Source organism: Streptomyces sp. NBC_00620 (assembly GCF_026341825.1).
Lineage (GTDB): Bacteria > Actinomycetota > Actinomycetes > Streptomycetales > Streptomycetaceae > Streptomyces.
In genome coordinates this window covers 1,975,235-1,987,100 of record NZ_JAPENY010000002.1, presented here as the reverse complement: position 1 = coordinate 1,987,100, position 11,866 = coordinate 1,975,235, and the positions used below count along the sequence as shown (strand labels likewise).

The 11,866-nt window shown below is 69.4% G+C and carries 14 protein-coding genes; 3 read left to right on the top strand and 11 right to left on the bottom strand.

All coding sequences use genetic code 11. The features are described from left to right. Positions 1-92 precede the first annotated feature (92 nt). A complete protein-coding gene (locus OG246_RS28220; protein WP_266469539.1) occupies positions 93-1,397 on the bottom strand; it encodes an aldolase/citrate lyase family protein in 1,305 nt (434 codons plus the stop codon). Between the two features lie 202 nt (positions 1,398-1,599). On the opposite strand from OG246_RS28220, the gene OG246_RS28215 reads away from it, so the two are divergent. Further along, positions 1,600-2,493 carry an endonuclease/exonuclease/phosphatase family protein gene (locus OG246_RS28215; RefSeq protein ID WP_266469538.1) on the top strand — a complete coding sequence of 298 codons (894 nt, stop codon included), beginning with the start codon at positions 1,600-1,602 and terminating at the stop codon, positions 2,491-2,493. 74 nt (positions 2,494-2,567) lie between these two features. Here the strand turns inward: OG246_RS28215 and OG246_RS28210 are convergent, their stop codons facing one another. From OG246_RS28210 to OG246_RS28195, 5 genes are all read right to left on the bottom strand, one after another. Next, positions 2,568-3,530, bottom strand: coding sequence for an electron transfer flavoprotein subunit alpha/FixB family protein (locus tag OG246_RS28210; protein ID WP_266469536.1), 963 nt, complete (start codon positions 3,528-3,530; stop codon positions 2,568-2,570). Positions 3,531-3,597: 67 nt separating this feature from the next. Next, positions 3,598-4,383, bottom strand: coding sequence for an electron transfer flavoprotein subunit beta/FixA family protein (locus tag OG246_RS28205; RefSeq protein ID WP_266469534.1), 786 nt, complete (start codon positions 4,381-4,383; stop codon positions 3,598-3,600). 205 nt (positions 4,384-4,588) lie between these two features. Further along, complete coding sequence (locus tag OG246_RS28200; RefSeq protein ID WP_266469532.1) at positions 4,589-5,098, bottom strand: flavin reductase family protein; 510 nt, start codon at positions 5,096-5,098, stop codon at positions 4,589-4,591. 44 nt (positions 5,099-5,142) lie between these two features. Then, entirely contained in the window at positions 5,143-5,223 is an 81-nt protein-coding gene (locus tag OG246_RS42915; protein ID WP_353962478.1) for a putative leader peptide, read from the bottom strand. An 81-nt stretch (positions 5,224-5,304) separates the two neighbouring features. Beyond that, a complete protein-coding gene (locus OG246_RS28195; RefSeq protein WP_266469530.1) occupies positions 5,305-5,718 on the bottom strand; it encodes a thioredoxin family protein in 414 nt (137 codons plus the stop codon). Between the two features lie 75 nt (positions 5,719-5,793). Between OG246_RS28195 and OG246_RS28190 the strand changes: the two genes are divergently transcribed. After that, on the top strand, positions 5,794-6,210 hold the full coding sequence (locus OG246_RS28190; protein ID WP_266469528.1) for a DUF4395 domain-containing protein: 417 nt from the start codon (positions 5,794-5,796) through the stop codon (positions 6,208-6,210). Between the two features lie 186 nt (positions 6,211-6,396). Further along, a complete protein-coding gene (locus OG246_RS28185; protein ID WP_266469525.1) occupies positions 6,397-7,125 on the top strand; it encodes a 1-acyl-sn-glycerol-3-phosphate acyltransferase in 729 nt (242 codons plus the stop codon). A gap of 4 nt (positions 7,126-7,129) precedes the next feature. Here the strand turns inward: OG246_RS28185 and OG246_RS28180 are convergent, their stop codons facing one another. The 5 genes from OG246_RS28180 to OG246_RS28160 all read right to left on the bottom strand — a co-directional run bounded on the left by OG246_RS28180 (position 7,130) and on the right by OG246_RS28160 (position 11,771). Further along, the gene (locus tag OG246_RS28180) at positions 7,130-7,822 is read right to left on the bottom strand and encodes a B3/4 domain-containing protein (protein ID WP_266469523.1); all 693 of its coding nucleotides are present in this window, start codon (positions 7,820-7,822) and stop codon (positions 7,130-7,132) included. A 13-nt stretch (positions 7,823-7,835) separates the two neighbouring features. Next, complete coding sequence (locus OG246_RS28175) at positions 7,836-8,429, bottom strand: transglutaminase family protein (protein WP_266469520.1); 594 nt, start codon at positions 8,427-8,429, stop codon at positions 7,836-7,838. A gap of 83 nt (positions 8,430-8,512) precedes the next feature. Beyond that, positions 8,513-9,583, bottom strand: a complete 1,071-nt coding sequence (locus OG246_RS28170; RefSeq protein ID WP_266469518.1) for a low specificity L-threonine aldolase — start codon at positions 9,581-9,583, stop codon at positions 8,513-8,515. Further along, positions 9,580-10,338 carry an SDR family NAD(P)-dependent oxidoreductase gene (locus OG246_RS28165; protein ID WP_266469517.1) on the bottom strand — a complete coding sequence of 253 codons (759 nt, stop codon included), beginning with the start codon at positions 10,336-10,338 and terminating at the stop codon, positions 9,580-9,582. Before OG246_RS28165 ends, OG246_RS28170 begins: the two co-directional genes overlap by 4 nt. 35 nt (positions 10,339-10,373) lie before the next feature. After that, the gene (locus OG246_RS28160) at positions 10,374-11,771 is read right to left on the bottom strand and encodes a DUF6421 family protein (protein WP_266469514.1); all 1,398 of its coding nucleotides are present in this window, start codon (positions 11,769-11,771) and stop codon (positions 10,374-10,376) included. Between the last annotated feature and the right edge of the window lie 95 nt (positions 11,772-11,866).

Sequence of the window (11,866 nt, the reverse complement as noted above, 5' to 3'; positions counted from 1 at the left end):
GTGGTCGCTACGCGACCGGCGTCAACGGTCGTCTTGAAGCTGCGGACGGCCGTGGCTGGTCGCGCAGTTCCCCGCGCCCCTGACGGGGCGCTCTACTTGGCGGAGATTGTCAGGTCCGCCCGCCTCGGCACCGCAAAACCCTCCAGGTCCGCCCGCGTCAGACCCGTAACCCGCGCTACCTCGGCGATGTCGAGGGCGCCGCAGTCCAGGCCGCGCAGCAGGTAGCCGCTGAGGGCCTTGGCGGTGGCGGGTTCGTCCATGACGTCGCCGCCGGCCTGGTTGGCGTAGCGGGAGAGGCGGGTCGCGGCCTGTTCGAAGCCTTCGCGGTAGAAGGCGAAGACGGCCGCGTAGCGGGTCGGGATGTGGCCGGGGTGCATGTCCCAGCCCTGGTAGTAGGCGCGGGCGAGGGCGCGGCGGGTGAGGCCGTAGTGCAGCCGCCAGGCGTCGTGGACCTTCTCCGTCGGGCCGACCGGGAGGACGTTGGTGGAGCCGTCGCAGACGCGTACGCCGGTGCCCGCGGCGGCGACCTGCATGATCGCCTTGGCGTGGTCGGCGGCGGGGTGGTCGCTGGCCTGGTAGGCGGCGCTGACGCCGAGGCAGGCGCTGTAGTCGAAGGTGCCGTAGTGCAGACCCGTGGCGCGGCCCTCGGCGGCCTGGATCATGCGGGCGACGGTCGCGGTGCCGTCGGCGGCGAGGATCGACTGGCTGGTCTCGATCTGGATCTCGAAGCCGATCCGCCCGGGCTCGAGACCGCGCGCCTTCTCGAACTCCTCGAGGAGCCGCACCATCGCGGTGACCTGCTCGGCGTACGTCACCTTCGGCAGCGTCAGGACGAGCCCGTCGGGGAGGCCGCCGGCCTCCATCAGGCCGGTGAGGAAGATGTCGAGGGTGCGGATGCCGCGGTCGCGGACCGGGGCCTCCATGCACTTCATGCGGATGCCCATGTACGGGGCCGCCGTCCCGTTCTCGTACGCCTCCGCGATCAGCCGGGCGGCGCGCGCCGCGGCCTCGTCCTCCTCGGCGTCCGGACGCGGGCCGTAGCCGTCCTCGAAGTCGACGCGCAGGTCCTCGATCGGTTCGCGCTCCAGTTTGGCCCGTACGCGGTCGTACACGGGCTCGGCGAGGTCGTCGGTGAGGCCGAGGACGGCGGCGAAGGAGGCGGCGTCCGGGGCGTGCTCGTCGAGGGCGGCGAGCGCCCGGTCGCCCCAGGAGCGGATGGTGTCGGCGGCGAACGCGTCGCCGGGCACGTAGACGGTGTGGACGGGCTGCCGGGTGCCCGGGTCTCCGGGGTAGCGGCGCTCCAACTCGGCGTCGACCGGGGCGAGGGAGGCGCTGATCTCCTCGCTGACGGCGCCCGCGAGGCTCGTCGCCACCTTCTCCTGCTGGCCCTGACCCATCCCGCACCCTCCTGTTTTCCGCACTGCGGAATCAACAATCCGTAGAACGAAGTTATCCGGGGACCTTCCCACCGGTCAACACCCTCTTGCGTCCCGGGTCACCCTCCGAACCCACCGCGTTCACTCCCCTCTCAGTTCCCTCCTTCACACTGCGGCCCGCACCCTTCATCATCCTGAGGGTCCAGCGAGCGAAGGAGCACGCGTGCCGAACGCCAAGAGACTCACCCGTCGCCTGGGACTCAAGACCGTCGTGGCCGCCGCGGTCGCCCTGCCCTTCTTCAGTACAGCGTCCGTCTCCGCCGTCGGAAGCCCGGGCCGCCGCCTGGAGGTCATGACCTTCAACCTGCGTTTCGCGAGCACCACCGAACCCAACAGTTGGACGGCACGCCGCCCCGCGATACGCGCGTTACTGCTCCAGGAACGGCCCCATGTCATAGGCACCCAGGAGGGCGTCCACCAGCAGCTCCTCGACATCGAGGCCGACCTCGGCCCGCACTACGACTGGATCGGCACCGGCAGCGCGGGCGGCACCCGGGACGAGATCATGGCGGTCTTCTACGACACCCGCCGGGTGACCCCGGTCGAGCACGAACACTTCTGGCTCTCGGACACCCCTGACGTGGTCGGTTCGAACACCTGGGGCGCCGATTCCATCCGCATGGTCACCTGGGTCCGCTTCCGTGACCTCGGCGCCGGCGGGCGGGAGTTCTACTTCCTCAACACCCACCTGGACAACGCGAGTCAGAACGCACGCGCGCGTTCCGCCGCCCTGATCGGCGAACGCATCGCCGGACTCGACCGTTCCCTGCCGGTGCTCGTGACCGGCGACTTCAATGCCGCGGCCCACGAGAGCCCTGTCTACGACACGATGCTGCACGCCGGACTCGTCGACACCTGGGACACGGCGGCCGAACGGAGCAGGCTGTACGCCACCTTCCACGGCTACCGGCCGCTGGCGCCGGACGGCGACCGCATCGACTGGATCCTCGCCACGCCGGGTGTGACGGCACACCGCTCCACGATCAACACCTTCTCCCTGAACGGCCAGTGCCCGAGCGACCATCTGCCCGTACAGGCGACGCTGACCCTGGCATGAGCAAGGCCCCCGCGACCGCGTCAAAAACGGTCACAGGGGCCTCGTACGGCTCTTACATCTCGTACGTCAGAGACTCAGCCCTTGCGGGACTTGATCTCCTCGGTGAGCTGGGGGACAACCTCGAAGAGGTCGCCGACGACGCCGTAGTCGACGAGGTCGAAGATCGGGGCCTCGGCGTCCTTGTTGATGGCGACGATGGTCTTCGAGGTCTGCATGCCGGCGCGGTGCTGGATCGCGCCGGAGATGCCGGAGGCGATGTACAGCTGCGGGGAGACCGACTTGCCGGTCTGGCCGACCTGGTTGGAGTGCGGGTACCAGCCGGCGTCGACCGCGGCACGCGAGGCACCCACGGCCGCGCCGAGGGAGTCGGCGAGACCCTCGATGATCGAGAAGTTCTCGGCGCCGTTGACGCCACGGCCGCCGGAGACCACGATCGCGGCCTCGGTCAGCTCGGGGCGGCCTGTGGCCTCACGCGGGGTGCGCGCGGTGACCTTGGTGCCGGTGGCCTTCTCCGAGAAGGACACGGTGAGGGCCTCGACCGCGCCGGCGGCCGGGGCGGTCTCCACGGCGGCCGAGTTCGGCTTGACCGTGATGACCGGAGTGCCCTTGGAAACACGGGACTTGGTGGAGAAGGAAGCGGCGAACGCGGACTGCGTGGCCACCGGGCCTTCGTCGCCGGCCTCCAGGTCGACGGCGTCGGTGATGATGCCGCCGCCGATACGGAGCGCGAGGCGGGCGGCGATCTCCTTGCCCTCGGCGGAGGACGGGACGAGCACGGCGGCCGGGGACACGGCCTCGTACGCGGCCTGGAGCGCGTCCACCTTGGGTACGACCAGGTAGTCGGTGAACTCGGGGGCGTCGGCGGTGAGGACCTTGACCGCGCCGTGCTCGGCGAGCGCGGGCGCGGTGGCCTCGGCACCGGCGCCGAGGGCAACGGCGACGGGCTCGCCGATGCGGCGGGCCAGCGTCAGCAGCTCCAGGGTGGGCTTGCGGACGGCGCCGTCCACGTGGTCGACGTAGACGAGAACTTCAGCCATGGGACTTCTTCTCTCCTGCTTGCGAAAGATGAGGGGCGGTCAGGGAGCCTGCGGCAGGCCGGTGTTCTCAGATGAACTTCTGGCCCGCGAGGAACTCGGCGAGCTGCTTGCCGCCCTCGCCCTCGTCCTTGACGATCGTGCCGGCGGTGCGTGCGGGGCGCTCAGCCGCGGAGTCGACCTTGGTCCAGGCACCCTCGAGGCCGACCTCGTCCGCCTCGATCTCGAGGTCCTCCAGGTCCCAGGACTCCACCGGCTTCTTCTTGGCCGCCATGATGCCCTTGAAGGACGGGTAACGCGCCTCGCCCGACTGGTCGGTGACCGACACGACCGCCGGGAGGGAAGCCTCCAGCTGCTCGGAGGCGGAGTCGCCGTCACGGCGGCCCTTGACCACACCGTCCTCGACGGAGACCTCGGAGAGCAGGGTGACCTGCGGAACGCCAAGACGCTCGGCAAGGAGGGCCGGGACCACACCCGCGGTGCCGTCGGTGGACGCCATGCCGGAGATGACCAGGTCGAAGCCGGCCTTCTCGATGGCCTTCGCCAGCACCAGCGACGTACCGATCACGTCGGTGCCGTGCAGGTCGTCGTCCTCGACGTGGATGGCCTTGTCCGCGCCCATCGACAGCGCCTTGCGCAGCGCGTCCTTGGCGTCCTCGGGGCCGACCGTCAGCACGGTGATCTCGGCGTCGTCGGCTTCGTCGGCGATCTGCAGCGCCTGTTCCACCGCGTATTCGTCGAGCTCCGAGAGCAGACCGTCCACGTCGTCACGGTCGACGGTCAGGTCATCGGCGAAGTGCCGGTCGCCAGTGGCGTCGGGCACGTACTTCACAGTGACAACGATCCTCAAGCTCACGCCGGCTCTCCTACTGCATCGTCATTTTTGGCTGCCTTCTTATCGGCAGCATAGGCGCCTGAAGCGGCCGATCCCGGTCGGGGCGGCCCGCGCTCCGACCGAAATATTACTCGCCAGTACACCCAGCAATTACCCACTAAGCAAGCGCTTTGAACTGTGACCTTCGCAACGCTGCGTAACCGACGAGTAGGACCCGCCGGTAGCTTCAGTCGCGCAGGCCGTTGAAACGCCCTTGGTGGTAGAGCAGCGGGCGGCCCGCGCCCGACGGGTCGCCGAGAACCACCTCGGCCAGGACGATGCGGTGATCTCCCGCGGGCACGCGCGCGACGACACGGCACACCAGCCACGCGAGGACGTCGTCGAGCACGGGAACGTCTTCAGGGCCGTTACGCCAACGGGTGGGCGCGCCGAAGCGGTCGGCGCCGCTCCTGGCGAAGGTGCCGGCCAGTTCCTGCTGATGCTCCCCGAGTATGTGCACGCCGATGTGGTCGGACGCGGAGATCGCGGGCCAGCTTGAGGCGCCGACGCCTATCCCGAAGGAGACGATCGGGGGCTCGGCGGAGACCGAGGTGAGCGAGGTGGCGGTGAAGCCGACGGGGCCCTCGGCGCCGGGGGCCGTGATCACGGCGACACCGGCCGCGTGCCGCCTGAAGACGGAGCGCAGCAGGTCGGGAGAGGCGAGCTGTGGGGTGCCGAGGTCGGGCGTGGCCGTCATGGAGTTGTCCTTCTGCGAGAGGTGACGGGCTGATCCGTGGCTGCTCAACAGCCCGGACAGCAGGCACTCGCGGTACGGGCCAGGTCCACGTGGACGCGCTCGAAGAGAAGGATTTCCCGGGGCATACGGTCAGGCTGACGATAGGTGGTGGGTGCAGTCAAGTGCGTTCCGGCATCTGGGAGATGCCTCACCTTGATCACCACGGGTCAGACAGCCTCCCCCAGCGCGGCGATCACATCGGCCTTGCGCGGCTGCCCCGTTGCCCGCCGCACGATCCGCCCGGCCGCGTCGAGGACGAGCACGGTCGGGGTCTTGAGGATGTCGAGTTCGCGTACGAGGTCCAGGCGGTCCTCGGCGTCGATCTCCACGTGGGACACCCCGGGGACCATCTCCGCCACCTCGGTGAGCACCCGTCGGGTCGCCCGGCAGGGGGCGCAGAAGGCGCTGGAGAACTGGACGAGCGTGGCCCGTTCACCGAGCCCCTCCCCCAACTCCGCCGCGCCGAGAAGCTTTCCGCCGTCGCGCCCGCGCACCCTCACCCTCCCGCTCCGCCGCCGATGCAGCACTCCGTACACGCTCGACAGCGCGAGCACCACCACGCACACCACAAGTCCGGTCATCTCCTGCACAAGCATTCACGAGACCGCAAAGATTCCCCGCCTCACAAAAGCCGATGAGTGCGGAATGCTTGATTCATGGACATCGATGTGAGGGGGCCGCGGTTCGGCGCGGCCGTGACGACCGTCGTACTGGCGGTCGTGCTGATCACCGGCAGCGCCTGGCTGCTGGCCTGGCAGACGCTGGCGTTCGCGCTGGGCGCGGCGGGCGGCGTGGGGCGCTCTCCCTACGGCTGGCTGTTCCGCAAGGCGGTACGTCCCCGGATCGGGCCGCCGACCGAGTTCGAGGCGCCGGAGCCGCCGCGGTTCGCGCAGGCGGTCGGGCTCGCCTTCGCGGTCGTGGGACTCGTCGGCTACGCGGTGGGACCGGAGTGGCTGGGGACGGCGGCAACCGCTTGCGCGCTCGCGGCGGCGTTTCTCAATGCCGCGTTCGGGTACTGCCTCGGGTGTGAGATGTACCTGCTCGTGCGTCGGGTCACGGTACGCGCGGAGTAAAGGCGAGTTAAAACTCCGAGGTGGATCAAGGGGTCGACGTGACGAGGATCTCGCTGCCCGAAGGCACTAGGACTGGTCACTCGTCCGTTCTTGGGGCACGATCTGCGCAATGCCGTAAACCTACGGCTGCGTAACTTCCCCGCCGGGAGAACCCTTCCCCGGCAGAGAGAAGGGTCCACCCCGTCCATGGCAGAGCTTGTCTACCGTCCCGTCGTCGGTCTCGCCCAAACGTTGTTCAAGGCCTGGGACCTCAAGATCGACTGCAAGGGATCGGAGAACATTCCGCGCTCGGGCGGCGCCGTGCTGGTCAGTAACCACATCGGCTATCTGGACTTCATCTTCGACGGTCTGGCCGCCCTGCCGCAGAAGCGCCTCGTCCGCTTCATGGCGAAGGAGTCGGTCTTCCGGCACAAGATCTCCGGTCCGCTGATGCGGGGCATGAAGCACATCCCGGTGGACCGGAAGCAGGGCGAGACGGCCTATGCCCACGCGCTGGAGTCGCTGCGCGCCGGCGAGATCATCGGTGTCTTCCCCGAGGCCACCATCTCGCAGTCGTTCACGCTGAAGAGCTTCAAGTCGGGTGCGGCACGCATGGCCCAGGAGGCCGGTGTCCCGCTGATCCCGATGGCCGTGTGGGGCACCCAGCGCCTGTGGACCAAGGGCCGCCCGCGCAACTTCAAGCGCAGCCACATCCCGATCACCATCCGGGTCGGCGAGCCGGTCGAGGCCCCGAAGGACCAGTACGCGGGGGCGATCACCCGGCGGCTGCGCGACCAGGTACAGGAGCTCCTCGAAGCCGCGCAGCGCGCCTATCCCGTGCGGCCCAAGGGTCCGGACGACACATGGTGGATGCCCGCGCACCTCGGCGGCACAGCGCCGACCCCCGAAGAGGTGAAGGCAGCCGAGGCACGCTGAATCGTCACTCCGGGGCGTGGACGGTGATCCGCGCCCCGGGGCTGAACTTCTCCAGGAGTTCGGCGAGTTCGGCTCCCGCCCGCTCGACGTCGGCGACCGGCATCGGCGCCAGGCTCTCCAGCAGGAAGACCGCGGAGGCCGATTCCTCCGTGAGCCGCGTGCGCGGCCCCTGGCGCCAGTTCCAGCGGCGGCAGGTCACGCCGGCGTCGTCGCGCCACACCACCTCGCCCGCGTCGGGGTGTTCGACGGCCTCCTCGCCGCCCGCGACGGTCACGAAGTCCTCCTCACCCGTGGCGCGCACGAGGCGCATCCCGCCCTGGATATGGTCGGCATCCTCACCGCCGACGGGGATCAGGTGGGCGACGCTGATGGCGTTGTAGACGTCGACGAGCACGTTGATCCGGGGCAGTCCGGCGTCCGAGAGGGCCCGTTTGGCCAGCGCCTCCGCCGAGTTGCGCGTCCGCGAGGGCTTGGAGCCGAACGCCGTGTAGGTCTCCCGCCAGGCCGCCATGTGCGGGTCCTCGTGCGGAGCGCGACCGTCCAGTCGTACGGCCAGACGGCGGGCCGCGTCGTCCAGGAGCGCCGAAGTCCCTTCGGTACTGGGTCCGTTGACGAGTCCGTACGCCTCGATGGCGACGTGCGTGAATCCGGGCGCGAGGGCGCGCACCTCGTCGGACACGGTGAGCGTGAGAGTCATCGTCTGCCTGGCCTCAGAGTGCGGTGGGGAGCGTCTTCCACAAGTGCGGCCGGTCGGGGGCGCCTTTGAGTGCGCGCAGAACGGCCGGATGAGGTTCAGCATACAGTACCGGGTAGTCCATCTCATTGGACTCCGGGTCGGGGATCCAGGCAAGGCGCTCGCCGTCGAGCGAGAACCGCGCGTCGACGCCGGGCTTGTTCCCGCGGCAGTCCTGCCGATGCCAGGCCCCGTTGAACCGGACGGCGACCAGGCCGTGCACGACATGTCCGGCGCCGTCGTCGTGCGCCAGCGACTGGTAGCACAGGGCGGTCGGGATGTCCTCCGCCCGCAGCAGCGCGGTCAGCGCGTGCGCCTTGGCGTGACAGATGCCGGTGCACTGCTCCAGGACGTCGGAGGCGCGCCAGGTGACGCGCGGATCACCGGCGTCCTGCGAGTGGGGAATGGTGTCGCGCACGAATCCATAGGCCGCCCGCGCATAGTCATACGAGTCGGCCGCACCCTTCGCGAGCCGCGCGGCCGTCTCCCGCACCAGCGGATGATGGTGGTCGATGGCCTCGTCCGCGGCCAAGTAGGCGGACAGGTCAGGGGTTTCCTGGATCAGCTCCATGGTCGCAGAGCATAGGAATACGGCCGACCGAGAGTCAATGACTTTTCGGTCGGCCGTATATCTATGCACACCGTGTCAGCTCGCTAGTGCGCCATCTCCTCCTTGAGCGCCGCCACGAAACCGTCGACGTCGTCCTCGGTCGTGTCGAAGGCGCACATCCAGCGGACGTCACCCGCGCTCTCGTCCCAGAAGTAGAAGCGGTAGCGCTTCTGCAGGCGCTCGCTCACGTCGTGCGGAAGGCGTGCGAAGACCGCGTTGGCCTGCACCGGGTAGAGGATCTCCACGCCGTGCACCGCGCGCACGCCCTCGGCCAGCCGCTGAGCCATCTCGTTGGAGTGCCGGGCGTTGCGCAGCCACAGGTCCTTGGCGAGCAGCGCCTCCAACTGCACGGAGACGAAACGCATCTTGGAGGCGAGCTGCATCGACAGCTTGCGCAGGTGCTTCATGTGGCTGACGGCGTCGGGGTTGAGGACGACGACGGCCTCACCGAACAGCGCGCCGTTCTTCGTCCCGCCCAGGGAGAGAATGTCGACGCCGACCGCGTTGGTGAACGTCCGCATGGGGACGTCCAGGGAGGCGGCCGCGTTGGATATCCGGGACCCGTCCAGGTGCACCTTCATCCCGTGCGCGTGGGCGTGGTCGCAGATCGCGCGGATCTCCTCGGGCGTGTAGAGGGTGCCCAGTTCGGTGCTCTGGGTGATCGAGACGACCTGCGGCATCGCGCGGTGCTCGTCGTCCCAGCCGTACGCCTGCCGGTCGATCAGCTCGGGGGTGAGCTTGCCGTCGGGGGTGGGCACCGTGAGCAGCTTGAGACCGCCCATGCGCTCGGGGGCGCCGCCCTCGTCGACGTTGATGTGCGCGCTCTCCGCGCAGATCACCGCGCCCCAGCGGTCGGTGACGGCCTGCAGCGCGACCACGTTCGCGCCGGTGCCGTTGAAGACCGGGAAGGCCTCCGCCGTGGCACCGAAGTGGCTGCGGATGACCGACTGGAGGTTGGCCGTGTAGTCGTCCTCGCCGTACGCGACCTGGTGCCCGCCGTTGGCCAGGGCCAGGGCGGCGAGCACCTCGGGGTGGGCCCCCGCGTAGTTGTCGCTGGCGAATCCACGGACGGCCGGGTCGTGGTGACGCCGGGCGTCGGTCCTGGGAGGGTTCACGGCTTCTCGGTCAGCCACAGACGTTTTCCGTTCACTTCACCGGCGGGCTTGTCCCAGACGCCGGCGATGGCGTCGGCCAGCTCCTTGACGTCCGTGAAGCCCGCGAACTTCGCGTTCGGGCGCTCGGCGCGCATCGCGTCGTGCACCAGTGCCTTGACGACCAGGATGGCAGCAGCGGAGGTCGGCCCCTGCTCGCCCCCGGCCTTGCGGAAGTAGTCCGCCATGGCCAGCGTCCAGGCCTCGGCGGCGGCCTTGGCCGCGGCATAGGCCGCGTTGCCCGCGGTGGGCTTGCTCGCCCCGGCGGCGCTGGTCAGGACGTACCGGCCGCGCTCGCTGCGCTGCAGCGCCTCGTGGAAGGCGAGGGAGGTGTGCTGCACGGTGCGGATGAGCAGCAGTTCGAGCAGGTCCCAGTCGTCGAGAACCGTCTTGGTGAAGGTCTCGCTGCCGCGCCAGCCGCCGACGAGGTGGACCAGGCCGTCGACGCGGCCGAAGTCCTTCTCGATGCGGGTGGCCCAGTCGTGGGTCGAGTCCAGGTCGAGCAGGTCGACCGTGTCGCCGACGACGGTGGCGCCTCCGTAGGCGTAGCGGGCCGCGTCCACGGCCTCCGCGAGACGCTCGGGGTCGTTGTCCGAGCCGACGACCGTCGCGCCCGCCTCGGCGAGCCGCAGCAGCGTCGCGCGGCCCGCGGGGCCTCCGGCACCCGCGACCGCGATCACCGCTCCGCTCAGTGCTCCGTTGCCATTCCCGTCGGACATGGTCCTCGCCTCCTGAGCGTGCTGGACACGGGCGCTCACGCGGCGGCCCGCTCGGCGCTCGCCGCTGTGATGCCCTTGGTGGAGGCGATCACATGCTTCAGCTTCTTGGCGAGCGCCTCATAGAACATGCTCAGGGGAAACTCGTCCGGAAGCACGTCGTCCACGAGCTTTCGCGGAGGCAGGGTGAGGTCCAGGGCGTCCGGGCCCTTGGCCCAGCGGGAGCCCGGGTGCGGGGCGAGGTAGGTGGCGACCAGCTCGTAGGCCTTGAACCAGTGGACGAGCTTGGGGCGGTCGATGCCGGCCCGGTAGAGGTCCTCGATCTCGGCGCACAGCTCGTTGGTGACCTGCGGGGCGCGCTGCCAGTCGATGTGCAGCTTGTTGTCGGTCCAGCGGACGACGTCGTGCTTGTGCAGGTAGGCGAAGAGCAGCTGGCCGCCGAGGCCGTCGTAGTTGCGGACCCGCTCGCCGGTGACCGGGAAGCGGAACATCCGGTCGAAGAGCACCGCGTACTGCACGTCGCGGCCCTGCGGGAAGCCGTCGGCCTCCAGTTTCACGGCCTCCTTGAAGGCGGTGAGGTCGCAGCGCAGCTCCTCCAGGCCGTACATCCAGAACGGCTGGCGCTGTTTGATCATGAACGGGTCGAAGGGCAGGTCGCCATGGCTGTGGGTGCGGTCGTGGACCATGTCCCAGAGCACGAAGGCCTGCTCGCAGCGCTCCTGGTCGTCGACCATCGCGGCGATGTCCTCGGGCAGTTCCAGACCGAGGGTGTCCACGGCGGCTTCGGTGACGGCGCGGAAGCGGGCGGCCTCGCGGTCGCAGAAGATGCCGCCCCAGGAGAAGCGCTCGGGCGCCTCGCGCACCGCGATGGTCTCCGGGAAGAGGACGGCCGAGTTGGTGTCGTATCCGGCGGTGAAGTCCTCGAAGGTGATACCGCAGAACAGCGGGTTGTCGTAGCGGGTGCGCTCCAGCTCGGCCAGCCAGTCCGGCCACACCATGCGCAGCACGACCGCTTCGAAGTTGCGGTCGGGGTTGCCGTTCTGTGTGTACATCGGGAAGACGACCAGGTGCTGGAGGCCGTCCTCGCGGTGCGCGGCGGGCTGGAAGGCCAGCAGCGAGTCGAGGAAGTCGGGCACCTTGAAGCCCCCGTCGGCCCAGCGGCGCAGGTCCTTCACGAGCGCCTCGTGATAGGCGGCGTCGTGGGGCAGCAGCGGGGCGAGCCGCTCGATCGCGTCCACGGCACGGCGTACGGCCAGATCGGCGTCGGAGGTGTCCGGCGCGCCCTCGGCGTCGAAGTCGATGGAGCCGTCCTTGGCCTGCCACGGCCGGATCTCCTCCACGGCATCCTTGAGGACGGGCCATGCCGGATGATCCACCACCCTGGCCACGGGAGGAACCTGTCCCTCCGCACCTACCCGCACAAGAATTTCCGTCATGTCCCACCCTCCACAGGAGAACCTCGCGTATGAACACCGTATGCGTTCGGAGTTCCTTCCCACAAGTGGGAACTCGGGACATTATCCTGCGCACC